This is a genomic window from Pseudomonas sp. FJ2-5-13, from assembly GCF_029201605.1.
Taxonomy (GTDB): Bacteria; Pseudomonadota; Gammaproteobacteria; order Pseudomonadales; family Pseudomonadaceae; genus Aquipseudomonas; species Aquipseudomonas lactis.
This window is the reverse complement of sequence record NZ_CP104045.1, coordinates 502,306-527,380: the sequence shown is the minus strand read 5'-3', so window position 1 is coordinate 527,380 and position 25,075 is coordinate 502,306. Positions and strand designations below refer to the sequence as shown.

Annotated in this window: 25 protein-coding genes; 22 read left to right on the top strand and 3 right to left on the bottom strand. The window is 63.1% G+C overall.

All coding sequences use genetic code 11. The features are described from left to right. The first annotated feature begins 21 nt into the window (after positions 1–21). Together mscK and N2A98_RS02300 are read left to right on the top strand one after the other, a co-directional pair. Positions 22–3,405: a mechanosensitive channel MscK gene (gene mscK / locus N2A98_RS02305; protein WP_275622975.1), complete on the top strand. Its 3,384-nt coding sequence runs from the start codon at positions 22–24 to the stop codon at positions 3,403–3,405. A gap of 48 nt (positions 3,406–3,453) precedes the next feature. After that, on the top strand, positions 3,454–4,917 hold the full coding sequence (locus N2A98_RS02300) for a YdiU family protein (RefSeq protein WP_275622974.1): 1,464 nt from the start codon (positions 3,454–3,456) through the stop codon (positions 4,915–4,917). A 41-nt stretch (positions 4,918–4,958) separates the two neighbouring features. Here N2A98_RS02300 and N2A98_RS02295 read toward each other — a convergent pair whose 3' ends face one another. Continuing rightward, the gene (locus N2A98_RS02295; protein WP_275622973.1) at positions 4,959–5,183 is read right to left on the bottom strand and encodes a hypothetical protein; all 225 of its coding nucleotides are present in this window, start codon (positions 5,181–5,183) and stop codon (positions 4,959–4,961) included. A gap of 81 nt (positions 5,184–5,264) precedes the next feature. Between N2A98_RS02295 and trxC the strand changes: the two genes are divergently transcribed. Further along, positions 5,265–5,699, top strand: coding sequence for a thioredoxin TrxC (gene trxC / locus N2A98_RS02290; RefSeq protein ID WP_044270835.1), 435 nt, complete (start codon positions 5,265–5,267; stop codon positions 5,697–5,699). 133 nt (positions 5,700–5,832) lie between these two features. Here trxC and N2A98_RS02285 read toward each other — a convergent pair whose 3' ends face one another. Beyond that, a complete protein-coding gene (locus tag N2A98_RS02285; protein ID WP_014716607.1) occupies positions 5,833–6,051 on the bottom strand; it encodes a DUF6124 family protein in 219 nt (72 codons plus the stop codon). 891 nt (positions 6,052–6,942) lie between these two features. Next, on the bottom strand, positions 6,943–7,713 hold the full coding sequence (locus N2A98_RS02280) for a ParA family protein (protein ID WP_034125599.1): 771 nt from the start codon (positions 7,711–7,713) through the stop codon (positions 6,943–6,945). A 314-nt stretch (positions 7,714–8,027) separates the two neighbouring features. Between N2A98_RS02280 and N2A98_RS02275 the strand changes: the two genes are divergently transcribed. The 19 genes from N2A98_RS02275 to N2A98_RS02185 all read left to right on the top strand — a co-directional run bounded on the left by N2A98_RS02275 (position 8,028) and on the right by N2A98_RS02185 (position 25,074). Next, positions 8,028–8,747 carry a beta-ketoacyl synthase chain length factor gene (locus tag N2A98_RS02275; RefSeq protein WP_003187954.1) on the top strand — a complete coding sequence of 240 codons (720 nt, stop codon included), beginning with the start codon at positions 8,028–8,030 and terminating at the stop codon, positions 8,745–8,747. Next, positions 8,723–9,535 (top strand): lysophospholipid acyltransferase family protein, encoded by an 813-nt coding sequence (locus N2A98_RS02270; RefSeq protein ID WP_003187953.1) that lies wholly within the window; start codon positions 8,723–8,725, stop codon positions 9,533–9,535. The genes N2A98_RS02275 and N2A98_RS02270 overlap by 25 nt, the downstream gene beginning before the upstream one ends. Then, complete coding sequence (locus N2A98_RS02265; protein ID WP_032893919.1) at positions 9,513–9,782, top strand: phosphopantetheine-binding protein; 270 nt, start codon at positions 9,513–9,515, stop codon at positions 9,780–9,782. Before N2A98_RS02270 ends, N2A98_RS02265 begins: the two co-directional genes overlap by 23 nt. Before the next feature lie 9 nt (positions 9,783–9,791). Further along, positions 9,792–10,046, top strand: coding sequence for an acyl carrier protein (locus N2A98_RS02260; RefSeq protein ID WP_003187949.1), 255 nt, complete (start codon positions 9,792–9,794; stop codon positions 10,044–10,046). Beyond that, positions 10,043–10,588: a membrane protein gene (locus tag N2A98_RS02255; protein WP_047712413.1), complete on the top strand. Its 546-nt coding sequence runs from the start codon at positions 10,043–10,045 to the stop codon at positions 10,586–10,588. The genes N2A98_RS02260 and N2A98_RS02255 overlap by 4 nt, the downstream gene beginning before the upstream one ends. Further along, on the top strand, positions 10,585–12,255 hold the full coding sequence (locus N2A98_RS02250; protein WP_275622972.1) for an AMP-binding protein: 1,671 nt from the start codon (positions 10,585–10,587) through the stop codon (positions 12,253–12,255). Before N2A98_RS02255 ends, N2A98_RS02250 begins: the two co-directional genes overlap by 4 nt. Positions 12,256–12,404: 149 nt before the next feature. Then, positions 12,405–13,139, top strand: coding sequence for a glycosyltransferase family 2 protein (locus N2A98_RS02245; protein WP_275622971.1), 735 nt, complete (start codon positions 12,405–12,407; stop codon positions 13,137–13,139). Further along, on the top strand, positions 13,136–14,071 hold the full coding sequence (locus tag N2A98_RS02240; RefSeq protein ID WP_044270755.1) for a glycosyl transferase: 936 nt from the start codon (positions 13,136–13,138) through the stop codon (positions 14,069–14,071). The genes N2A98_RS02245 and N2A98_RS02240 overlap by 4 nt, the downstream gene beginning before the upstream one ends. Further along, entirely contained in the window at positions 14,055–15,596 is a 1,542-nt protein-coding gene (locus N2A98_RS02235) for an aromatic amino acid ammonia-lyase (protein ID WP_275622970.1), read from the top strand. Before N2A98_RS02240 ends, N2A98_RS02235 begins: the two co-directional genes overlap by 17 nt. Continuing rightward, complete coding sequence (locus tag N2A98_RS02230) at positions 15,589–16,014, top strand: acyl-CoA thioesterase (RefSeq protein ID WP_044270751.1); 426 nt, start codon at positions 15,589–15,591, stop codon at positions 16,012–16,014. Before N2A98_RS02235 ends, N2A98_RS02230 begins: the two co-directional genes overlap by 8 nt. After that, positions 16,011–16,694: an outer membrane lipoprotein carrier protein LolA gene (locus tag N2A98_RS02225; RefSeq protein ID WP_078802360.1), complete on the top strand. Its 684-nt coding sequence runs from the start codon at positions 16,011–16,013 to the stop codon at positions 16,692–16,694. The genes N2A98_RS02230 and N2A98_RS02225 overlap by 4 nt, the downstream gene beginning before the upstream one ends. Next, on the top strand, positions 16,666–18,996 hold the full coding sequence (locus N2A98_RS02220) for an MMPL family transporter (protein WP_044270748.1): 2,331 nt from the start codon (positions 16,666–16,668) through the stop codon (positions 18,994–18,996). The genes N2A98_RS02225 and N2A98_RS02220 overlap by 29 nt, the downstream gene beginning before the upstream one ends. A gap of 33 nt (positions 18,997–19,029) precedes the next feature. Further along, positions 19,030–20,277, top strand: a complete 1,248-nt coding sequence (locus N2A98_RS02215; protein WP_275622969.1) for an NAD(P)/FAD-dependent oxidoreductase — start codon at positions 19,030–19,032, stop codon at positions 20,275–20,277. Further along, entirely contained in the window at positions 20,274–21,023 is a 750-nt protein-coding gene (locus N2A98_RS02210) for a class I SAM-dependent methyltransferase (protein ID WP_044270744.1), read from the top strand. Before N2A98_RS02215 ends, N2A98_RS02210 begins: the two co-directional genes overlap by 4 nt. Then, positions 21,020–21,502 carry a hypothetical protein gene (locus N2A98_RS02205; protein ID WP_044270743.1) on the top strand — a complete coding sequence of 161 codons (483 nt, stop codon included), beginning with the start codon at positions 21,020–21,022 and terminating at the stop codon, positions 21,500–21,502. Before N2A98_RS02210 ends, N2A98_RS02205 begins: the two co-directional genes overlap by 4 nt. Further along, positions 21,499–22,665 (top strand): beta-ketoacyl-[acyl-carrier-protein] synthase family protein, encoded by a 1,167-nt coding sequence (locus N2A98_RS02200; RefSeq protein ID WP_275622968.1) that lies wholly within the window; start codon positions 21,499–21,501, stop codon positions 22,663–22,665. Before N2A98_RS02205 ends, N2A98_RS02200 begins: the two co-directional genes overlap by 4 nt. Continuing rightward, positions 22,662–23,123 (top strand): hotdog family protein, encoded by a 462-nt coding sequence (locus N2A98_RS02195; RefSeq protein ID WP_078466516.1) that lies wholly within the window; start codon positions 22,662–22,664, stop codon positions 23,121–23,123. Before N2A98_RS02200 ends, N2A98_RS02195 begins: the two co-directional genes overlap by 4 nt. Next, positions 23,120–23,848 (top strand): 3-ketoacyl-ACP reductase FabG2, encoded by a 729-nt coding sequence (locus tag N2A98_RS02190; RefSeq protein WP_275622967.1) that lies wholly within the window; start codon positions 23,120–23,122, stop codon positions 23,846–23,848. The genes N2A98_RS02195 and N2A98_RS02190 overlap by 4 nt, the downstream gene beginning before the upstream one ends. Beyond that, positions 23,848–25,074 (top strand): beta-ketoacyl-ACP synthase, encoded by a 1,227-nt coding sequence (locus N2A98_RS02185; RefSeq protein ID WP_032893933.1) that lies wholly within the window; start codon positions 23,848–23,850, stop codon positions 25,072–25,074. Before N2A98_RS02190 ends, N2A98_RS02185 begins: the two co-directional genes overlap by 1 nt. Position 25,075: the final 1 nt, after the last annotated feature.

Here is a 25,075-nt window from a genome sequence, read left to right as displayed (position 1 = left end):
CACTTTGCAAGACCGGTCTCTATGCCAACCCTGCGTACTTTTCTCGCCACTGCCCTGCTGGGCCTGACCCTTTGTGTTGGCAGCGTATACGCCGCCGACCCGCCCAGCGCCGAAGCCGTCCAGCAAAGCCTGGATAAACTGCCCGACCGCAAGCTGCCTGACGCCGACATGAAGGCGCTGCAGGCGACCCTGCAACAGACCCTGACCTACCTGGGCAATCAGCAGGATTACGAGCAGCGCCTGGCCGACCTCAAGCGCCAACTGGAAGAGGCCCCGCGCCAGACCAATGAGAACCAGCGTGAGCTGGCGCGCCTCAAGGCCACCAAAATCATCCCGGTGGCCCAGCGCTACGCCAGCCTGCCGGTACCGCAGCTTGAGCAGTTATTGGTGCAACGCAGCACCCAGCAAGGCGACCTGCAAAAAGACCTGGCCGACGCCAACAGCCTGACCATCGCCGCCCAGACCCGCCCCGAGCGCGCCCAGACCGAAATCAGCAGCAGCCAGACGCGCATCCAGCAAATCAACGCGACGCTCAAGCTTGGCAAAGACAACGGCAAGCCCCTCAGCAGCGACCAGCGCAACCAGCTCAACGCCGAACTGGCGGCCCTGAATGCCTTGATTCCCCTGCGCCGCCAGGAATTGGCCGGCAACAGCCAGCTGCAAGACCTGGGCAACAGCCAGCACGACCTGATCCAAGAAAAAACCGCCCGCCTGGAGCAAGAAATCCAGGACCTGCAAACCCTGATCAACCAGAAACGCCTGGCCCAGTCCCAGCAGACGGTGACCCAACAGTCCATTGAAGCGCAGAAAGCCGGCGGCAGTAGCATCCTGGCCAAGGAAAGCGCAGACAACCTCAAGCTGTCCGACTACCTGCTCAAAAGCACCGACCGCCTCAACGACCTGACCCAGAAAAACCTGCAGACCAAGCAGCAACTGGACACCGTGACCCAAAGCGATTCGGCCCTGGACGAGCAGATCAACGTGCTCAAGGGCAGCCTGCTGCTGTCCAAGATTCTCTATAAACAAAAGCAGGCCCTGCCGCGTCTGACCGTGGACAAAGACCTGGCCGACGACATCGCCAACATTCGCCTGTACCAGTTCGAGGTCAACCAACAGCGAGAGCTGATCACCTCCCCCAGCGCCTATGTGGACAACCTGCTGGCCAACCAGCCGCCAGATGAAGTCACCCCGCAACTGCGCCGCACCCTGCTGGAAGTGGCGATCACCCGCAGCGACCTGCTGGAACGCCTGAGCCGCGAACTGAGCGCACTGCTCAACGAATCCATCACCCTGCAACTGAACCAGAAACAACTGCTCAGCACCGCCAGCACCCTGCGCGCCACGCTCGACGAGCAAATGTTCTGGATCCCCAGCAACAAGCCGCTGGACACCGAATGGCTGGAAACCGTACCGGCGCACCTGAGCAAGCAGGTCACCACCCTGCCCTGGGCGTCCAGCGTCAGCGAGTTGTATGACGGCCTGACCCAACGCCCGTTGCTGTTCCTGCCGTTGCTGTTGCTGATCGGCGCGCTGTTGTGGCGGCGCAATGCGCTGTATGTGCGCCTGAAAAAGGTTCACCAAGACATCGGCCACTTCAAGCGCGACAGCCAGTGGCATACGCCGCAGGCCATCCTGATCAACATCCTGCTGGCGATGCCCGTGGCCCTGGGCCTGGCGCTGTGCGGCTATGCGTTGCAGATCGACGCCCGAGGGCAAAACGCCAACCTGGGCGCGGCCTTGCTGCAGATCGCCCAAGCCTGGCTGGTGTTCTACACCGCCTACCGCATCCTCGCCCCGGGCGGCGTGGCGGAGCTGCACTTTCGCTGGGAAAGGCCCCAGGTCGAATTCCTCCAAGGCTGGATACGCAAACTTGGCCTGGTGGTACTGGCGTTGGTGGCCGTGGTCGCGATTGCCGAACACCAACCGGCGGCGCTGGCCGACGACGTGCTGGGCATCGCCGTGGTACTGACCTGCTACGGGCTGATGGCCTGGCTGCTGGGCCGCCTGCTGCTGAACAGCCCAACCCACGAAAAGGCCTCGCTGTTTCGCAAAGCGATCGGGGTGGTGTTCACCGCCCTGCCCATCGCGCTGTTTATTGCCGTGTGCTTTGGCTATTACTACACCGCGCTGAAGCTCAGCGACCGGCTGATCAACACCCTGTACCTGCTGATGTTCTGGCTGGTGATCGAAGCCACCTTTGTGCGCGGCCTGGGTGTTGCAGCACGGCGCCTGGCCTACGCCCGCGCCCTGGCCAAACGCCAGGCCGCCAAGGAGGCCGGTGACGGCGAAGCGGTGATCGAAGAGCCGACCCTGGACATCGAGCAGGTCAACGAACAGTCCATGCGCCTGATCCGCCTGGCCCTGCTCGGCGGCTTTATCGCGGCGTTGTACTGGGTATGGTCAGACCTGATCTCGGTATTTTCGTACCTGGATAATGTCACCCTGTACGAATACACCAGCGGCACGGGTACGAATATCAGCATGGTGCCCATCAGCATCGGCGACCTGCTGGGCGCGTCGATCATCATCGGCATCACCTTCGCCCTGGCGCGCAACCTGCCCGGCCTGCTGGAAGTCCTGGTGCTGTCCAAGCTCGACCTGGCCCAAGGCAGCGCCTACGCCACTACCACCTTGCTGTCCTACATTATTGCTGGCGTGGGCTTTGTCACCACGCTCTCCACCCTCGGCGTGAGCTGGGACAAACTGCAATGGCTGGTTGCCGCGCTGTCGGTGGGCCTGGGTTTCGGTATGCAGGAGATTTTCGCCAACTTCATCTCCGGCATCATGATTTTGTTCGAACGCCCGGTGCGCATTGGCGACACCATCACCATCGGCAACCTGTCGGGTACGGTGAGCAAGATCCGCATTCGCGCCACCACCATCACCGACTTCGACAACAAGGACATCATCGTCCCCAACAAGACCTTCATCACCGGGCAACTGATCAACTGGTCGCTGACCGACACCATCACCCGCGTCACCCTGAAACTGGGCGTGGACTACGGCTCCGACCTGGACCTGGTGAAGGAATTGCTACTCAAGGCGGCGCGAGAAAACCCACGGGTACTCAAAGAGCCGGAACCCCACGTGTACTTCCTCAACTTCGGCGAAAGCACCCTCGACCACGAACTGCGCATGCATGTTCGCGATCTGGGCGACCGTAACCCGGTGTTGGACGAGGTCAACCGCTACATCAATCGTGAGTTCAAGAAACAGCACATCAACATCTCGTTCCGGCAGATGGAGATCTACCTGAAGAACCTTCACGGCCAGGAATACAAATTGGTGCCGGCCGAAGACGAGCGCAAGACCATTGCCGAGCCCCTCGACAAGCCCGACGCCCCCGAGCCTCCTGCAGGCAAAGTGGTGGATGCGCCGGAGCCGCCACCCAGCAAACTCGACTAAACGCCCTATCCCCAGCAGAATGCTCGGACATTCTGCTGGAGATGGCCGGTGAAAGCCCTCGACGAACTGACCTTCGACAACCGCTTCGCACGCCTGGGCGACGCATTCTCGACCCACGTACTGCCCGAGCCCCTCGACGAGCCGCGCCTGGTCGTCGCGAGCAAGGCCGCCATGGCCCTGCTCGACCTCGACCCGGCCGTGGCCCAAACGCCGGTATTTGCCGAGCTGTTCGGCGGCCACAAGCTGTGGGCCGAGGCAGAACCACGGGCGATGGTGTATTCCGGGCATCAATTCGGCGGCTATACCCCTCAGTTGGGCGATGGCCGCGGATTATTGCTGGGCGAGGTCTATAACGAGGCCGGCGAGCATTGGGATTTGCACCTCAAGGGCGCCGGGATGACGCCTTACTCACGCATGGGCGACGGGCGGGCGGTGTTGCGCTCTTCGATTCGTGAATTCCTCGCCTCAGAAGCCCTGCATGCGCTGGGCATCCCCACCAGCCGTGCCCTGTGCGTAATCGGCTCCAGCACGCCGGTATGGCGGGAGAAACAGGAACGCGGCGCGATGGTTTTGCGCCTGGCCCACAGCCACATCCGCTTCGGGCACTTCGAATACTTCTACTACACCAAGAAACCCGAGCAGCAGGCCGAACTGGCCGAACACGTGCTGAACCTGCACTACCCCGAGTGCCGCGAGCAACCCGAGCCTTACCTGGCGATGTTCCGCGAAATCGTCGAGCGCAACGCCGAAATGATCGCCAAATGGCAGGCCTATGGTTTTTGCCACGGTGTAATGAACACCGACAACATGTCGATCCTGGGCATTACCTTCGACTTCGGGCCCTTCGCGTTTCTCGATGATTTTGACGCGCACTTCATCTGCAACCATTCCGACCATGAAGGCCGCTACTCTTTCAGCAACCAGGTGCCTATCGGGCAGTGGAACCTCAGCGCCTTGGCCCAGGCGCTCACGCCGTTCATCAGCGTTGACGCGCTGAAGGAAGCCCTGGGCCTGTACCTGCCGCTGTACCAGGCGCACTACCTGGACCTGATGCGCCGCCGCCTGGGCCTGACCACCGCCGAAGACGACGACCAGCAGTTGGTGGAGCGCTTGCTCAAGCTGATGCAGAACAGCGGCGTGGACTACACATTGTTTTTCCGACGCCTGGGCGATGAACCCGCTGCACTGGCCGTGGCGCGGCTACGTGATGACTTTGTCGACCTGGCCGGTTTCGATGCCTGGGCCGAGCGGTACAAGGCCCGCGTTGCGCGGGACGGGGATTACACCCAGGAACAGCGCCGTGAGCGCATGCACGCGGTCAACCCGCTGTATATCCTGCGCAACTACCTGGCCCAAAACGCCATCGCCGCCGCCGAATCCGGCGACTACAGCGAAGTGCGAAGGCTGCATGAAGTGCTGACCAGGCCGTTTGAGGAGCAAGCGGGGATGGAGCAATACGCGCAACGGCCGCCGGATTGGGGCAAGCATTTGGAGATTAGTTGTTCATCGTAAGCCCTAAAGACGGTCGGATTATTCTGCGGTGAGTAGGCTCATCAGATCTGAGGCATACGCTGACGCTCCAGATCATAGGCCTCCACCCAGTCAGAAATGATGTCCAGTAGCTCACTCATTGGATGGTCTTCATCTTCTCCTGTGATATCGAGCAGCTCATCAATCGCCTCGACCAAGGCGCCATAATCATCTTCGGTTTGGGGTTTGCGCAGCAGCGTAGCGAAGTAAGGCCAATGCTCAATGGCCAGTTTCAGAGCGTCGTTCATGCTTTGTCCTTTTTTCGAGTGTTGATAAACCGCGTCGCCGACACCAGATTGAAGCCAATAGCCGCCCCCAAGGAGCCCCCGATGTCCGAATCTCTTGTAATCCCCTGCCCACATTGCAACGGCCTCAACCGCATCCCCGGCGAACGCCTGGGTGACGCGCCCAAGTGTGGGCGTTGCAAGCAGCCGGTATTGCTGAGCAAACCCTTTGATTTGAAACAGGGTGACTATGCCAGCCAGATCAAGGGCGACCTGCCGCTTTTGGTCGATGTGTGGGCCGACTGGTGCGGGCCGTGCAAGTCGTTTGCGCCGGTATTCGAACAGGCCGCCGGGCAGTTGGAAGGCAAGTGCCGGCTGGCGAAGCTGGACAGTGAAGCTAACCAGCAGCTATCGGCGCAGCTGGGGATTCGTTCGATTCCCAGCTTGATCCTGTTCAAGAACGGCCGCGAAGTGGCGCGCCAGAGCGGGGCATTCCCGTTGCCGCAGTTGATGAGTTGGTTGCATAGCCAAGGGGTATAACTGGGTCTACAAAACAACACTGGCCACATGTGCGGGCTTGCTCGCGAATGGGGTGGGTCAGTCAGCTTGTACGGCGACTGGCACGGCGCATTCGCGAGCAAGCCCGCTCCCACATTTGGATCGCGCTTTACCTTCAGGTCAGCGGGGCTTCGCGGTCCATCATCTGGCTGACCAGCATGACGCCCAGTTCGCTTAACTGGTGGATGGCCAGCGCTACGTCGCGGTGTTCGCCGGTGAGGTCGTTGGACAGGTTGAGCAGCAAGGTGCGCACCGAAGAGAAGGTTTCGTAGCTGTTGAGCACGAGGGTTTCGGTGGGGAGGTTGGGTGAAACATTGAAAAGACGGATAGACATGCATTTGTTCCCTAATAGGGCCACTACCGTTTCGCTACTAAACGAAGGGTGGCAGCTGTACGCAGGTTAGTAGACCGGGGAACAAAGCAAAGACCGGCGCACCCGAAGGTGCCCTGCGCACAGCCACCATCAGGTAGGCGATAAACGCCATGCTTTTGGAGCAGTTGCACATGCTTTGGTCGGTCGGGCTACTAAACCCGATCACTGAACATTCAGCGACCGGCAAACCTTAGAGACGCCCATCCAGACGCACAAGCCGGCGGATTCTGGCGTAGCTGTAGGCAAGGTTACAAGGCACAAGCCCAATTGCCAGACACGTCCTACAGACCCTGTGGGACAAATCCAACTCACCTGCCGAAATGCCCCCCCCACAATTAACCGCGCCCGACCACCCACTCCACGATGCGAAGCGAGTCGCTCTTGATCTTAGGCGCCCCGTTAAACCACGCTGGCCGGAATTCGACAGGGATTTGGGGGGTAAACCGGCAGGGATGCCGGTTTAGCCGCCCCGCGCCAAGGATGGCGCGTGGCGGCGGCCCCCCAAATCACTGGCGGATTACGGGCACACCGAGCCTGAGCGAGGTGCCGAGTGGTGGGGCGAGGACCTTTTGGTTACTTTTGGGTCCTTCCAAAAGTGACCCGCTGTCAGAGCGGAACCCTAGGTGGCCGTTACCGCAGGAATGGATATGTACCCAATCCAACTGTGTTGACTGCCAGGCCGCCTTCGCGAGCAAGCCCGCTCCCACAGTTGGATTGTGGGGTGTCAGGTAGAGAAGTGTCGGCTGGCAGGCCGTCATCGCAGGCAAGCCAGCTCCCACATTTGGGTCGCGGTGCCTCAGCTAGATCAAGGTCAGCGGTCACGGGCAAGCCCGGCCCCCACAGTGCTCGAGGTCAGGCGTTTTCCAGCAAATTATGCAGGTCCACAAACTGCTGCGTCAGCTTATGCCGTGGGTCCAGATGAATCAGCGGCTTGCTCTCCTGGTGCGACTCACGCATACGCACCGAACTGGCCAGGTACACCGGCAGTACCGGCAGCCCTTCGGCAATCAACTCATCGAGAATCTGCTGCGGCAAACTCGCACGAGCCTGAAATTGGTTGACCACAATGCCTTCCACTTCCAGGCCTTCGTTATGGTCGTCCTTCAATTCTTCGATCTCAGCCAGCAGGCCATACAGCGCCTGGCGCGAGAAACTGTCGCAATCAAAGGGGATCAGCACTCGATCAGCCGCAATCAGCGCCGAAACCGCATAAAAGTTCAGCGCTGGAGGCGTATCCAGGTAAATCCGGTCGTAATCCTCGCTCAACTCATCCAGCAGCTTTCGCAGCTTGTTGATCTTGTGCTTGGCCTCAAGCTTGGGCTGCAGGTCGGCCAGTTCCGGGGTCGCGGTGATCACGTGCAGGTTGTCGAAGGGCGTTTCGTAGATATCCACCCTGTTCTTCTTCGAAAACGGCCCCGTAGACAGGGTTTGCTTGAAAAAATCCGCGATCCCCATGGGGATGTCGTCACCCGTCAGCCCGGTGAGGTACTGGGTGGAGTTGGCCTGTGCATCGAGGTCCACCAACAGGGTTCGATAACCTTCGCTGGCGCTGACCGCCGCCAGGTTGCAGGCGATGCTGGACTTGCCCACACCGCCTTTTTGATTGAACACCACGCGCCGCATGGAAAAACCTCCGTGTATCAATGAATGCCCGAGTGTAGAGCGCAAAAGCGCCCATTAGCTACCTCGTTCATCCGGGCGCCGCATCTGGCTAACAAACAAATAGGAGTGCGCCTATTCCACGGTCGATCAGCCATGACCAACAATCTGTAAGTTCTTCCAACTTATTTGTGATCAATAGTGAACAAATTTTCACCACTATTTGCTAGAACTCCACGGCACCGGGATAATGCGCGCCATTCGGCCATTGCTCCCTGTCCCGGAATCCGGGGCCATTGGCCGCACATGGAAGCCCGCAGGGGCGGGATAACTTCTCAGTGATCAACTTCAACATCGCCCAATGGCGCGCCTGGGCTCCTGGCCTTGAGAGCGCGGACGACTGGCACGCCTGGTGCCGGGACCCGGTGTTGCTGCCTGCCAGCGAAGCGTCCCCCGATGTGTCATTTTTGCCAGCTATGCAGCGCCGCCGCTTGAGCCGGCTGGCGCGCATGGCGTTCAGCGTCGGCTGGCCGCTGGCCGAGGGCCTGGAAGACCTGCCGCTGGTGTTCATTTCCCGCCACGGCGAAACCCCGCGCACCCTGGACATCCTCAGCGACCTGGCCAACGAGCAGCCGCTGTCGCCCACTCAGTTCAGCCTGTCGGTGCATAACGCGGTGATCGGCCTGTGGTCGATCCTGCGTAATGAAACCAGCGAGATGACCGCCCTCGCCGCCGCCGGCGATGGCCTCGAACACGGCCTGCTCGAAGCCGCCGCGTTGCTCAACGAAGGCGCACCCGCCGTGTTGCTGGTGATCACCGAAGAACAACCGCCCCAAGCCTATGCCAGCTGGATCACGGATGTACCCTTCCCCTACGCCCTCGGCCTGTTGCTCACGCCGGGCGACGAGTGGCAACTGGAACTCACCACCGGCACTGTCCAACTCACTCAAACCCAGTGGCCCCACGCCCTGAACCTGCTGCGCACCCTGCTGACCGATCAGGGCGCCTGCCAACATGCCTGGAAGAACCGAGTATGGAACTGGCAACGCAAGCCCTGACCCACAAGCCACGGCAGGCCTATTACTGGCGCCTGTTCGCCACGGCCCTCAGCTTTTGCCTGTTTGGCATCGGCGGGCTGTGCCTGCGTTTGCTGGTGTTTCCACTGCTCAGTTGCCTGCCGGGCGACGCCAGCCAGCACCAACGGCGTGCACGCCACACCATCAGTTGCCTGTTCTGGTTTTTTATTCGCTTGATGAAGGGCCTGGGCATTCTCACGTACAGCGTCGAGGGTGCCGAAAAGCTTGGCCGCCCTGGCCAGATGATCGTCGCCAACCACCCGTCGCTGATCGACGTGGTGTTCCTGATCGGCCTGATGCGCCAGACCAACTGCGTGGTCAAGCAGAGCCTGTTCCAGAACCCGTTCACCCGCAGCCCGGTGCGCGATGCCGGCTACATCAGCAACGACGGCAGCGCCGACATGCTCGATGCCGCAGCCGACGCCCTGCGCGCCGGCCAAACGCTGATCATCTTTCCCGAAGGCACCCGCACCACGCCCGGCGCCGCGCCGGCCTTTCATCGCGGCGGCGCGGCCATTGCCCTGCGGGGTGCGACAATCATCACCCCGGTGGTGATCAAGGTCAGCCCCACCACCCTGACCAAGGCCGAACCCTGGTATCGCATCCCCCACCGTCGATTTCACTTCAGTTTGCGCGTGGGCGCCGATATAGAGCCACAAGCGTTTGCCGCCGTCGGGCCCGCGCCCCAGGCTTCACGCAAGCTCAACGATCACCTGCATCACTATTTCATTAAGGAGCTCGCCGAAGATGAGCGACCAACACCGCCTTGAGCACGACATAAAGCTACTGATCATCGAGGCCCTGGGCCTGGAAGACATCAGCGCCGAGGATATTGGCAGCGACCAGACCCTGTTTGGCGAAGGCCTGGGCCTGGACTCGGTCGATGCCCTGGAATTGGGCCTGGCGATCCAGAAAACCTACGGCATCAAAATTGATGCCGACGCCAAGGACACCCGCAATCACTTCACCAACGTGGCCAGCCTTGCGGCGTTCGTCACGGCCCGACAGGCAGCTTGAGACCGTACCATGCAAACTCGTGACGATATTTTCAACACCCTGCGCGACGCCTTGGTGGAACTGTTTGAACTGCCCCCGGAACGCGTCACCCTGGACGCCAACCTGTACCAGGACCTGGAAATCGACAGCATCGACGCCGTGGACCTGATCGACCATATCAAGCGTCAGACCGGCAAGAAAATTGCCGCCGAAGAATTCAAGGCGGTACGCACCGTGAACGACGTGGTAGAGGCGGTGTACCGTCTGGTCCAGCCCGCCGCATGAGCCGGCTGATCGGCCTTGGCCTGTTATTGGCGGGGCTGCTGTACCCCTTCGCGGTGTATTACGGCACCGAGCACTTTGCACCCTGGCAGTTCGGCTTATTGCTGGGCAGCCTGTGGCTGTTGCGCGCGCTCACCGCTGCGCAGCGCCCGGGCAGCCGGTGGATGGCGGTGGTGGTGATCGTGTTTTGCCTGGCGCTGGCCTGGTTCGATAACCCGCAGTGGCTGCGCTGGTACCCGAGCCTGGTCAGCGCGTTCATGCTGGCGCTGTTCGGCCTGAGCCTGAAATACGGCCCGCCGATGGTCGAGCGCCTGGCGCGCATGACCGACCCGCACCTGCCGCCCCACGCGGTGGTGTATACCCGCCAGGTCACCCTGGTGTGGAGTGTGTTTTTTCTCTGTAATGGCCTGCTCGCCGCCGCGCTCACCCTGTGGGCGCCGCTGAGCTGGTGGACGTTGTACAACGGTCTGATCGCCTACGGGTTGATGGGCCTGTTGTTTGCCGTGGAATGGCTGGTACGACAAAGGGTTCGAGGCCGCGTATGAAAGGGTTGAAACTTGAGCACTTGCTGCTTGAGCCACTGCAGGATCGTGGGGTGACTACCGAGCCCGCCATGAATCACGCGCAACTGTGCGAGCGCTCCTTGAGCCTCGCCGCTGGCTTGCAGGCCCGGGGCATCCGGCGCCTGGCCGTGCACCTGGAAGACGCCGGGCTGCTGGCGATTGCACTGCTGGGCGCCTGGCGGGCCGGTGCGAGCGTGCTGCTGCCCGCCGACCTGCAACCCCAGACGCGCCAACGCTGGGCCGCTGCCGTGGATGCCTGGCTGGTGGACGCCAGCGACCTGGACGCGCTGTATCAAGCGCCCTTGAGCGCCGCCGCCCTCGACCTAGACAACTGCCAACTGAGCCTGTGCACCTCCGGCTCCAGCGGCGAGCCCAAGCGCATCGACAAGTCCCTGCGCCAGTTGGCCAATGAAGTAGAGGCCCTGGAAGCGCTGTGGGGCGCAGACCTCAAAGGCGCGTGCATCATCGGCAGCGTCGCCACCCAGCACATCTACGGCTTGCTGTTTCGCGTGTTGTGGCCGCTGTGCGCCGGCCGCACCTTTGTGCGCAAGCAACTGGCGTTCCCCGAAGACATGCAGCGCGCCAGCCGTGAGCACCCACAATTTGCCTGGGTGGCGAGCCCTGCGCTGCTCAAGCGCATGGGCGACAACCTCGACTGGCCGGCTCTGAGCCAGGTTGCCCGGGTGTTTTCCTCCGGTGGCGCGTTGCCGGTTGACGCGGCCGGCAGCCTCTACGACCGCTTGCAGCAATGGCCCACAGAAATCCTCGGCAGCTCGGAAACCGGCGGTATCGCCTGGCGCCAGGGCGCGCAACCCTGGCAGCCGTTTGCCGATGTGCAACTGAGCCAGGATGCTGAAGGAGCACTGCGCATCGCCTCGCCATACCTGCCCGCAGGGCATATCGAACAAACCGCCGACGCCGCACGCATCCATGCCGATGGCCGGTTTGAACTGCTGGGCCGCCTGGACCGTATCGTCAAGCTGGAAGAAAAACGCATCTCCCTGCCGATGTTGGAGCAAGCGCTGATCGCCCATGAATGGGTGGCCGACACCCGCCTGGGCGTGGTGCAGGAAAACCGCGCGTCCCTGGGCGCCGTGGTGGTGCTCAGCGACGCGGGGCTGCATGCCCTGCGCAACCAAGGGCGCCGCACCCTCACCCAAACCCTGCGCCAGCACCTGAGCCAACATTGCGAAGCCCTGGCCTTGCCGCGCCGCTGGCGTGTGCTGCGCCAATTGCCGCTGAACAGCCAGGGCAAGCTGCCCCAGGCCGATATCGAAGCCTTGTTGCTGGCGCCTCGCCCGAAAGGGCCTGAGGTGTTGGCGCAAGTCGAAACCGAAGGTGAATGGACCTTGCAACTGAGCATCCCACCGGACCTGGCCTATTTCAGCGGGCACTTCCCGGTCACCCCGGTACTGCCAGGGGTGGTGCAGGTGGAATGGGCGTTCAACCTGGGCCAGCAATTGCTCGACCTGCCCACCCGGTTCGCCGGCATGGAAGTGCTCAAGTTCCAGCAACTGGTGCGCCCGGGCGATCACATCGAACTGCACCTGCGCTTTGATCGGGAGCGTAGCAAGCTGTACTTCGCCTATCGCGATGGGGTTGCGGCGTGCTCAAGCGGGCGCATAGTGCTGGAGGCCGCGCATGCATAAGCCATTTGAGCGCTTCGCGCTCATTCGCGAGCAAGCCCGCTCCCACATGGGTTGGGTGCCAAGCATAAATTTCATGCACAGCGCAGATCACATGTGGGAGCGGGCTTGCTCGCGAAGCAGGCGACTCGGTCCCCTCAGGTGCCCCCATCATGCATAACCCCTGCGCTTTAATCCCGGTGTACAACCACGAAGCCGCCGTGCCGGCCGTGGTCCACAGTGTGCTGAAAAGCGGCCTGCCCTGCCTCTTGGTCGACGATGGCAGCAGCCCCGCCTGCGCAGCGGTGTTGGCGCAGTTGGCGACGTTGGACAACGTCACCCTGCTGACCCTGCCCAGCAACCAGGGCAAGGGCGGCGCCGTGATGGCCGGTTTCCGCGAGGCAGCGCGCCTGGGCTACACCCACGCCCTGCAAGTGGACGCCGATGGCCAGCACGACCTGCGCGAAGTCGAGACCTTTATCCACACCTCACGCCAGCACCCCGACGCCGTCATCTGCGGCTACCCCGAATACGACGACAGCGTGCCCAAGGGTCGCCTGTACGCACGTTACCTGACCCACGTTTGGGTGTGGATCAACACCCTGTCGCTTGAGATTCGCGACTCGATGTGCGGCTTTCGCGTGTACCCGCTGGCGCCGACCCTGGCGCTGATGGACTCGGCCTACATCGGCACGCGCATGGATTTTGACTCGGACATCCTGGTGCGTCTGGCCTGGCGCAACCAGCCCATGCGCTGGCTGCCCACCCAGGTGCACTACCCCGCCGACGGCCTGTCGCACTTTCGTTTGTTGCGCGACAACCTGCGCATCAGCGCCATGCACACGCGGTTGTTCTTCGGCATGCTGGTGCGCGCGCCGATGATCCTGTGGCGGCGGTGGCAAGCATGAACGACAGCACCAAGCACTGGGCCGACCGCGAAGAACGCGGCAGCTTCTGGCTGATGAAATTCACCGCAGTCGCGGTCAAAGTCCTCGGCCGTCGCCTGCTGAGCCCGTTGCTCTACAGCATCGTGTTTTACTTCTTTCTGTTCGGCCGCACCGCGCGGCACAGCGCCTGGCAATACCAGCAGCGCCTGGCGCAGTGGAGCGGGCGCGATGACCTGCTGCCGAGCCACCGCACCGTCTTTGCCCAGTTCATGGCCTTCGCCGACTCGCTGCTGGACAAGCTCGACGTGTGGAACGGCAAGCTGCGCCTGGAGCAAATCGAGATCAATGACCCGGCGCAGTTACGCAGCCAACTGCGTGGCGAGCGCGGGCAGATGCTGGTGGGCGCACACCTGGGCAACCTGGAAGTGTGCCGCGCCCTGGCGGAGATTGGTGAGCAGGTCACCATGAATGTACTGGTGCACACCAAGCACGCCGAGCGCTTCAACCGCCTGCTGGGCGAGGCTGGCGCTACCCATTTGCGCCTGATCCAGGTCAGCGAGCTGGACCCGGCGACCATGCTGCTGCTCAGCCAGCGCCTGGACGATGGCGAGTGGCTGGCGATTGCCGGCGACCGCATCCCGCTGCACGGCGGGCGCACGGTGCGGGTGGATTTCCTCGGACACACGGCGGCGTTCCCCCAAGGCCCATGGCTGCTGGCGGGCTTGCTCAAATGCCCGGTCAATCTGCTGATGTGCCTCAAGCACCAGGGTCGCTATCGCCTGACTATCGAGCCCTTTGCCGATTTGATCGAATGGAAGCGCAGCACCCGCGAGCAGGTCATCGCTGTGTGGGCCGCCCGCTACGCCGCACGCCTGGGCCAGTTCTGCCTGCAAGCGCCCCAACAATGGTTCAACTTTTACCCTTTCTGGAAGACCGATGACCACGCCTCTTGAGCCCATCACCTTTGGTGAACGCCCCCTGCGCATCGAAGACGTGCTGGCCCTGGCCAACCGCCAGGTGCCCACTCGTCTGCAGGACGACGCCGCGTACCGCCAGCGCATCGCCAAGGGCGCGCAGTTCCTCGACTCGCTGCTGGACAAGGAAGGCGTGATCTACGGCGTGACCACCGGCTACGGCGACTCCTGCGTGGTGGCGGTGCCGCTGGAACACGTCGAAGCGTTGCCGCGTCACCTGTACACCTTTCACGGTTGCGGCCTGGGCAAGTTGCTCGACGCCCAGGCTACCCGCGCCGTACTGGCGGCGCGTTTGCAGTCGCTGTGCCATGGCGTGTCCGGGGTGCGTGTGGAACTGCTGGAACGCCTGCACGCCTTCCTCGAAAACGATGTGCTGCCAATGATCCCGGAAGAAGGCTCGGTAGGCGCCAGCGGTGATCTGACGCCGCTGTCCTACGTGGCCGCGACCTTGTCCGGCGAACGTGAAGTGCTGTTCCGCGGCGAACGCCGCCCGGCGGCCGACGTACACCGCGAACTGGGCTGGGAGCCGCTGGTATTGCGGCCCAAGGAAGCCCTGGCACTGATGAACGGCACCGCCGTGATGACTGGCCTGGCCTGCCTGGCCTTCGCCCGCGCCGACTACCTGTTGCAACTGGCCACGCGCATCACCGCGCTCAACGTGGTGGCGCTGCAAGGCAACCCGGAACACTTCGACGAACGCCTGTTCGCCGCCAAGCCGCACCCTGGGCAGATGCAAGTGGCCGCATGGCTGCGCAAGGACCTGGCCATCGACGCACCCACCGCACCGCTACATCGCCTGCAAGACCGCTACTCGCTGCGCTGCGCGCCCCATGTGCTCGGCGTATTGGCGGACAGCCTGAACTGGCTGCGCTCGTTCATCGAGATCGAACTGAACAGCGCCAACGACAACCCGATCATCGATGCCGAAGAAGAACGTGTGCTGCACGGCGGGCACTTCTACGGCGGGCATATCGCCTTCGCCATGGACAGCCTCAAGACCCTGGTCGCCAACGTGGCCGACCTGCTCGACCGCCAGCTCGCACTGCTGGTGGACGTGCGCTACAACCATGGCCTGCCGAGCAACCTGTCGGGCGCTCCGGCTGACCGCGCGATGATCAACCACGGCTTCAAGGCCGTGCAGATCGGCACCAGCGCCTGGACCGCCGAAGCACTGAAAAACACCATGCCGGCCAGCGTGTTCTCGCGCTCCACCGAGTGCCACAACCAGGACAAAGTGAGCATGGGCACCATCGCCGCCCGCGATGCGATCCGCGTGCTGGAGCTGACCGAACAGGTCGCCGCCGCCACCTTGCTCGCCGCCAACCAGGGCGTGTGGCTGCGCGCCCAGGCCGAGGATGCCCGGCCACTGCCACCAGCACTGGCCGCGATGCACGCGGAGCTGGCCCGGGACTTTGCGCCGGTCATCGAAGACCGCGCCCTGGAAGGCGAACTGCGCCTGTGCCTGCAACGCATCGCCGCGCAACACTGGAGGCTGCATGCGTAGCCCCGGCGTATTGCACAGCAACACTGAAATCCTCGTGCCGTTTTTCGACATCGACACCATGAACGTGGTGTGGCACGGGCATTACGTGAAGTACCTGGAAGTGGCGCGCTGTGCGTTACTGGACAAGATCGGCCATAACTACACGGCGATGCTCGAAGCCGGCTACGCGTGGCCGGTGATCGACATGCAGCTACGCTATGTGCGCGGCGCGACCTTCGGCCAGACAATCAACGTGCGCGCCAGCCTGGTGGAATGGGAGAACCGTTTGAAGGTGAACTACCTGATTACCGACCTGGCCAGCGGCGAGCGCTTGACCCGCGCCAGCACCGTGCAAGTGGCGGTGCAAATCGCCAGCCGCGAGATGCAACTGGCCTCGCCCAAAGTCTTCACCGACGCCGTAGAGAGAGCCCTGAAATGAGCCCCCCTGTAGGAGCGAGCTTGCTCGCGAAGATCGCCAACGATAACGCGGGCCACCTGACACCCCGTGGCGCCCTCAGGTTTTTCGCGAGCAAGCTCGCTCCTACAGTGGCGGCGTTGTTGCTGAGCTTCAGTGCCCACGCCTTCGACCTGCAGCAGTTGAGCGATCAGCTTGGCAAACCCTCCGTCATCCACGGCCACTTCACCCAGGAAAAACACCTGCGCGCCCTGCCCCAGCCGCTAGTGAGCAAAGGCACCTTCGTGCTCGCCAAGGATCACGGCCTGCTGTGGCTGCTGAAAACCCCGCTGCAACAGGACTACCGCATTACAGCTCAAGGCATTGCCCGCCGCGACGCCAATGGCTGGCAACTACTGCCAAACAAAAGCGCCGGCGCCGAACAGAATCGTTTGTTCCTGGCCGTACTGCAGGGCGACAGCAGCGGCCTGCAACGCGACTTCGACCTGCAACTGCAAGGTGAGGCCCAACAGTGGAAGCTGACGCTGACCCCACGCTCGCTGCTGCTCAAGCAAGTGTTCACCCAGATCACTATCGACGGCGGCGCGCTGGTGCACAGCATTGAACTGCTGGAAACCCAAGGCGACAGCACGCTGCTGCGCATGCAGGACAGTACCGCCGACCAGCCGTTGAGCGATGCGGAGCAACACGACTTTGCCCAGTGAGCGCCTGCTGCCGCGCCTGTTCCTGACCCTGCTGGTGGCCGTGCTGGCCTTGGCTGGCTGGCAGTGGCGTGATGGCGCGCCGTTGTCGGCCAACCTGATGGAGCTGGTGCCCGGCAGCACGCCGGACGCCTTGGAACTGCAAGCCGAACAACGCATGCAAGAGCCGCTCAACCGCGAAATGCTGGTGCTGGTGGGGCATGCCGACCGCCAGCAAGCGGTGGCCGTGGCGCAGCAACTGGGTGAGCGCTGGCAGGCCAGCGGCCTGTTTGAAAAGGTGCAGTGGAACCTGCAAGCCGACTTGCCAGCGTTGCGCGAACAACTGCTGCGCGGGCGCTTGTCGATGCTCTCAGCCAAAGACCGCGAGCAACTGATCCAACAGCCGGACGCGTTCATCCAGCAACGCGTGCAATCGCTGTTCGACCCCTTCACCGGCTTCAGCCTGGTGCCCAGCCAGGACGATTGGCTCGGCCTCACCGGGCGCATCCAGAACAGCCAACCGCAACACGGCGCGGTGCAAATGGACATCGGCAGCGGCGCCTTGATCGCCGATGCCGACGGCAAGAGCTGGGTGCTGCTGCGGGCGCGCACCACCGGCAACGCCTTCGACATGAAGCTGCCGCTGCAGGTGGCAGACTTGCTAAAAGCCAGCCGCGAGCAAGCCGGCGCACACGGCGCGCAACTGCTCGCCGCCAGCGGCTTGCTGTATGCGGCCAACGGGCAACAGCAGGCCACGCGGGAAATGACCTGGGTCGGCGGCGGCGCCACCCTGGGCATCCTGTTGTTGCTGCTGCTGGCGTTCCGACGCTGGCGGGTGTTGCTGGCGTTCGTGCCGGTGCTGGTGGGCATGCTGTTTGGCGCGGTGGCGTGTGTGGCGCTGTTTGGGCACATGCATGTGATGACCCTGGTGCTGGGTTCCAGCCTGATCGGCGTGGCGGTGGATTACCCGCTGCATTACCTGTCCAAAAGCTGGAGCCTGCAACCGTGGCGCAGTTGGCCGGCGTTGCGCCTGACCCTGCCGGGGCTGAGCCTGAGCCTGGCCACCAGCGCTATCGGTTATCTGGCGCTGGCCTGGACGCCGTTCCCGGCGCTGACCCAGATTGCGGTGTTCTCGGCTGCCGGCCTGGTCGGTGCCTATTTGTGCGCCGTGTGCCTGTTGCCCGCGCTGCTCAAGGGCGTGGAACTGCGCCCGGCGCAATGGCCGCTGCGTGTCGCCCAGAGCTTATGGCAGCTACGCACGGCCCTGCTCAAACGCGTGCCCAGTTCGGTACTGCTGGTGTGGGTGCTGCTGTTCTGCGCGGCGGGCCTGTGGCAACTGAACACGAAAAACGATATCCGCCAATGGATCGGTGCGCCGCCGCAGTTGCTGCAGGAAGCCCAGGCCGTGGCGCGCATCACCGGGTTCCAGCCCACCAGCCAGTTTTTCCTGGTGCGGGCGAGCAATCAGCAGCAGTTGCTGGAACGCCAGGCCGCCCTGGGCAAACGCTTGGATCAGTTGGTGCAGATGGACAAACTCCAGGGCTACCTGGCGCTCAATCAACTGGTCAACCTCCCCGACGAGCAACAACAGCTGCGCGAGGCGCTGAACAACCTGGCGCCACACTGGCAACCGCTGCTGGACCTCGGCGTGCCCCTGAGTGCCCTGCAAGCCGAAGTGGCGCAGTTGCAGGCGCTGCCCACCGCAGACATCGACGCCGCACTGCAAGGCCCGCTGGCCGAGCCCTGGCGCACGCTGTGGCTCGGCCCTGTGGACGGCGGCGTGGCGGCCATGGTCAGCCTGCAAGGCTTGAACAACCCGGCGCTGCTGCGGGTGCAGGCGCTGGACTTGCCCGGCGTGCAGCTGGTGGATCGCCTGGGTGACTTGAACCGGGTGTTTGCCGACACGCAGATCAGCGCTGCCGAATTGAAGTTGCTGTCTTGCGTGCTGATCGTGCTATTGCTGATTGCGCCCTTCGGCTTTGGCGGCGCCTTGCGTATCGTCGCCCTGCCGCTGCTGGCCGCGCTGTGCAGCCTGGCCAGCCTCGGTTGGCTGGGCCAGCCGCTGACGTTGTTCAGCCTGTTTGGCCTGCTGCTGGTAACGGCCATCAGCGTCGACTATGCGATTTTGATGCGCGAGCAGATCGGCGGCCCTGCCGTCAGCCTGTTGGGAACACTGCTGGCGGCACTGACGACCTGGTTGTCGTTCGGCCTGCTGGCGGTCTCCAGTACACCGGCCGTGAGCAATTTCGGCTTGTCGGTCAGCCTGGGCCTGGCGTTCAGCTTTATGCTGGCGCCCTGGGCCGGCCGACAGAAACACGCCTTATGAATGTGATTAGCGCCCATGCGGCAAGGAGCCCTCGTGCCCACAGTTGAAATGGAACGTCGCCAGGTGGTGGTGATCGGTGCCGGGCCTTCCGGTGCCATCGCGGCCGCGCTGTTAAAGCGCAAAGGGCATGATGTATTGATCATCGAGCGCGAGCATTTCCCGCGCTTCTCGATTGGCGAAAGCCTGCTGTCACACTGCATCGATTTTATCGAAGAAGCCGGCATGCTCGACGCTGTGCAAGCGGCAGGCTTCCAGGTCAAAACCGGCGCGGCCTTCGCCTGGGGCGAGCGCTACAGCGCCTTTGATTTCAGCGACACCTTCAGCAACGGCAAGCCCACCACCTTCCAGGTGCAGCGCGGCGAGTTCGACAAGTTGCTGGCCGACCAGGCCGCGTTGCAAGGCGTGGAAATCCGCTATGGCCAAACCATTGTCGGCGTGGATTTTTCTGCCGAGAGCCGGTATTTGCATGTGCGCCGCGAGAATGGCAGCGAGTACCACCTCAAGGCCAGGTTCGTGCTCGATGCCAGCGGCTACGGCCGTGTGTTGCCACGCCTGCTGGACCTGGAGGCACCGTCGAATTTCCCGCTGCGCCAGGCCGTGTTCACCCACGTCGAAGACCGTATCGAACACCCAGGCTTTGACCGCAGCAAAATCCTGGTGACCACTCACCCGACCAAGCGCGACATCTGGTTCTGGACCATCCCGTTCAGTAACGGCCGTTGCTCGGTGGGCGTGGTCGCGGCCAAAGAGCATTTCGAGGGCGCGGGCAGCGACCTCGACGCCTGCCTGCGTGGCTTTATCGTGCAGACCCCAAGCCTGTCCGGCGTGCTGCAAAATGCCGTGTGGGACACCCCGGCGCGCACCATCGGCGGCTACTCGGCCAACGTCAAAACCCTCCACGGCCCAGGCTTTGCGCTGCTGGGCAATGCGGCGGAGTTCCTCGACCCGGTGTTCTCTTCCGGCGTGACCATTGCCATGCGTTCGGCCAGCATGGCCGCAGGAGTGCTGCACCGCCAATTGAGCGGCGAAACAGTGGACTGGCAAACCGAGTTTGCCGAACCGCTCAAGCGCGGTGTCGATACCTTCCGTTGCTACGTCGAAGGCTGGTATGCAGGCACGTTCCAGGACGTGATTTTCCATCCTGGCAGCTCAGCCGAGATTCGCCGCATGATCAGCTCGATCCTGGCCGGTTACGCCTGGGATGAACGCAACCCATTTGTCAGCGAGCCCAAGCGGCGCTTGCGGATGTTGTCGGAAATTTGTGCGAGTGAGCCGGTATGAGCAGCCCAGGCGTTGAAAAAAACTACCTGAGTCAAAACTACGTCGAAGAAACCAAGTTCGGTTTCTGGTTCCTGCGCAGCCATACCTGGCAGCATCACGTGTTGCGCGTGGCGATCAATGACCTGCGCAGCCTGTTCAGCGAGCCGCTACCGGTGGCGCCGGTGTTGTTGGATGCCGGTTGCGGCCAGGGCAAATCCTTCCAGTTACTGCATCAGGTGTTTGCGCCTTCGCGCCTGATCGGCCTGGATGCCGACCCCCACAGCCTGGCACTGAGCCGCGAAGAAGCCGCGCGCCTGGGGCTGGACGTCGAGCTGATCGGCAGCGACTGCGCGACCCTCAACGTGCCGGATGCCAGTGTCGATATCCTGTTCTGCCACCAGACCTTCCACCATCTGGTGGAGCAACATCGCGCACTCAAGGAGTTCTATCGGGTGCTCAAGCCGGGCGGCTATCTGCTGTTTGCCGAATCCACCGAAGCCTACATCGACACCTGGGTAATTCGCTGGCTGTTCCGCCACCCGATGCATGTGCAAAAGAGCGCCGAAGAGTACTTGCAGATGCTGCGCGAGCAGGGCTTTGAGTTCGGCGCACAGAACATTTCGTACCCTTACTTGTGGTGGAGCCGTTCCAGTGACTTTGGCCTGCTGGAACGCTGGGGCCTGCGCAAGGCGCCGCCGGTGGGCCAGCGCGAGGAAACCCTGGTCAACTGCGTAGCGCGTAAACCTGTGGAGAATGCGGCCCCATGATGCGCCTGCTGTTGATAAGTTGCCTGCTGCTGCTCGGCGCCTGCGCCAGCCAGGCACCGTTGCCGGAAAAAATCCCGGCCCTGGCCTTGCCGATGCAACTGCATGTGCAGCGCCTGGCGGACGGCCAGAGCCAGGACTGGCTGCTGGTGATCCAGCGCGAAGGCCAAGCGCTTCGCTGGTCGATGATGGACCCGCTGGGCATTCCCCTGGCCCGGCAAAAACTGCTCGATGGGCAGTGGCAGGCAGACGGCTTGCTGCCGCCCAACCCCCAGGCGCGCACGCTGTTTGCCGCGCTGCTGTTTGCCCTCACCGCGCCCGGTGACGTACCGGCGTTGTATCCCACGGCCCAGGCCATGGACCTGACGCGCACGCTGCCGGGCCACTGGCAGATCGTCTATCAGTCTTCCGAGGTGTTCCGCGTGAACATGGCCGACCCGCCGTTGAGTTACCGCATCACCCCGTTGGGTGTGAGCCGATGACCGCCTACCTCAATGCCCTTGGCGTAATCTGCGCCCTTGGCCGTGGCCAGGCGCAAGTCAGCCGCAACCTGTTTGCCGGCGACTGTTCGGGCATGCGCGCCGAAAGCGGCTGGGTGCCAGAGCGCGCAGTGCCGGTGGCCGCTGTACACGGTGAACTGGCGAGCCTGCCCCCGGAACTGGCCCAGCAAAGCAGTCGCAATAACCAGCTGCTGCTGGAAGCGGCGTTGCAGATTGAAGATCAGATCCGTCAGGCGATTCAAGCCTACGGTCCTGGTCGGGTCGGGGTTGTGCTCGGCACCAGCACCTCGGGTATCGACGAAGCCAGCCGTGGCATTGCCCATTACCTGCAAAACACGCAGTTCCCCGCGGACTACGATTACCAGCAACAGGAACTCAGCGCCCCGGCCAACTTCCTCGCCGACTGGCTGAACGTGAGCGGCCCGGCCTATGTGATTTCCACCGCCTGCACCTCCAGCGCCCGTGCGTTGATGAGTGCCCAGCGCCTGTTGGACCTGGGGGTGTGCGATGCGGTGATCTGCGGCGGCGTGGACAGCCTGTGCAAACTGACGCTGAACGGGTTTACCGCGCTGGAGGCGGTGTCTGCCGAGCGCTGTAATCCGTTCTCGGTGAACCGCAACGGCATCAATATCGGTGAAGCGGCGGTGCTGTTCCTGATGAGCCGCGAGCCGGCGCCCATCGCCTTGCTGGGCAGCGGCGCCAGTTGCGACGCACACCATATCTCCGCGCCCGAGCCCAGCGGCAAGGGCGCGTTGCTGGCCATGCGCAAGGCCCTGGCCAGTGCAAAACTTTCGCCCGAGCAGATCGGCTACCTGAACCTGCACGGCACCGCGACCCAACACAACGACGCCATGGAAAGCCTGGCGGTCGCCAGCCTGTTTCCGGGCGGCGTCGCCTGCTCATCGACCAAGCCCATGACCGGCCACACCCTCGGCGCGGCCGGGGCCCTGGAAGCCGCGTTCTGCTGGCTGAGCCTGACCCATCGCCTGCTGCCACCCCACATATGGGACGGCCACCCCGACCCGGCGTTGCCCGCGTTGCAATGGGTGCGCAGCGGCGACACCTTGAAAAAGCCCTGCCTGATGAGCAACTCGTTTGCCTTCGGCGGTAACAATGTCAGCCTGATAATCGCAGAGGCCCCATGATCGATTGGCCACTTGCCGAACTGCTGCCCCATGCGGGCGACATGATCCTGATCGACCAGGTGCTGTCGTTCGATGAAGAGCAGATCCACACCCGCGTCACCGTCAAGCCCGGCGGCCTGTTCAACCGCGCTGACGGCAGCCTGCCGGCCTGGGTCGGCATCGAGCTGATGGCGCAAAGCGTCGCCGCGTATGCCGGTTGCCATGCGCGCCAGCAAGGCAAGGCCGTGGAGCTGGGTTTCCTGTTGGGCACGCGTAAGTTCGAGTGCAACGTGGAGCACTTTGCGGCCGGCGCCGAACTGAACATCCACGGCCTGCGCTCCCTGGAAGACGACAACGGCATGGGTGTGTTCGAATGCCACCTCACCGGCGAAGGCATCCAGGCCAGCGCGCGCTTGAACGTATTTCGACCGCCCCAGGCGGCCAACTATTTAGCTGAATCGAAGGACGAAACGCCATGACTGAATCCGTACTGGTCACCGGCTCCAGCCGTGGCATCGGCCGCGCCATTGCCCTGCGCCTGGCCCAGGCCGGCCATGACATCGTGCTGCATTGCCGCAGCGGCCGTGCCGAAGCCGACGCGGTACAGCTCGAGGTCCAAGCCCTGGGGCGCAAGGCGCGGGTGCTGCAGTTCGACGTGGCGGATCGCGCTGCGTGCAAAGAGATCCTTGAGGCCGATGTGGAGCAGCATGGCGCCTATTACGGTGTGGTGCTCAATGCCGGCCTGACCCGCGACGGCGCCTTTCCTGCCCTGTCGGAAGACGATTGGGATGTGGTGATGCGCACCAACCTGGATGGTTTCTACAACGTGCTGCACCCGGTGATGATGCCGATGATCCGGCGCCGCGCCGCCGGGCGTATCGTGTGCATCACCTCGGTGTCCGGCTTGATCGGCAACCGCGGCCAGGTCAACTACAGCGCGTCCAAAGCCGGCTTGATCGGCGCAGCCAAGGCGCTGGCCATCGAATTGGGCAAGCGCAAGATCACCGTCAACTGCGTGGCGCCGGGCCTGATCGACACCGCGATGCTGGATGAAAACGTGCCGGTAGAAGAACTGATGAAAATGATCCCGGCCCAACGCATGGGCACGCCGGAAGAAGTCGCTGGCGCAGTGAATTTCCTGATGTCCGCCGAAGCCAGCTATATCACGCGCCAGGTGCTGGCCGTGAACGGGGGCCTGTGCTGATGAAGCGCGTTGTCGTTACCGGCATGGCCGGCGTGACCTCCCTGGGCAGCGACTGGGACACCATCGCCGCCAACTTTCGCGCCAACCGCAGCGGCATCCGGCGCATGGACGAGTGGGACCGTTTCACCGAATTGAATACGCGCCTGGCCGGCCCTATTGACGATTTCGTCGTGCCCGCTCACTGGACGCGCAAGCAGCTGCGCAGCATGGGCCGCGTCTCGCGCCTGGCCGTGTGGGCGGCGGAGCAGGCCTTGCAGGACGCCGGCCTGCTCGGTGACGAGTCGATCAAGGACGGGCGCATGGGCGTGGCCTGTGGTTCGTCCACCGGCAGCACCGATGAGATCAAGGCGTTCGGCAATATGCTGCTCAACTCGGTGGCCGAGGGGCTCAATGCCAACTCCTATGTGCGCATGATGCCCCACACCACGGCGGCGAATATCAGCATCTTCTTTGGCCTCACGGGCCGGCTGATTCCCACCTCCAGCGCCTGCACCAGCGGCAGCCAGGGCATTGGCTACGCCTATGAGGCGATCAAGTTCGGGCGCCTGCCGTTGATGCTCGCAGGCGGCGCGGAAGAGCTGTGCCCCACCGAAGCCATGGTGTTCGATGCGTTGTACGCCACCAGCCTGAAAAACGACGCGCCGCAAACCAGCCCGCGCCCCTACGACAGCGGCCGCGATGGCCTGGTGATCGGTGAAGGTGGCGGCATGTTGGTGCTCGAAGAGTTGGAGCACGCGTTGGCGCGAGGCGCGCATATTCACGCGGAGCTGGTTGGCTTCGGCAGCAACGCCGACGGCCAGCACACCACCCGCCCGGAACAGAAAACCATGCGCCGCGCCATGGAGTTGGCCCTGGAAGACGCAGGTCTTGAACCGTCCGCCATCGGCTACGTGAACGGCCATGGCACGGCTACCGATCAGGGCGACATCGCCGAAACCCTGGCCACCAGCAGCCTGTTTGGCAGCCGCATGCCGATCAGTTCGCAGAAGAGTTTCCTGGGGCACACCCTGGGTGCATGCGGGGCGTTGGAGTCGTGGTTCAGCATCGAGATGATGAACCGCGACCAGTACGTGCACACCTTCAACCTGGACGCGGTCGACCCGCAATGCGGCGAGCTGGACTACCTGCAAGGTGGCTTTCGCCAGATGCACAACGACTACGTGATGAACAACAACTTTGCCTTCGGCGGCGTCAACACCTCGTTGATCTTCCGCCGCTGGAGCTGAC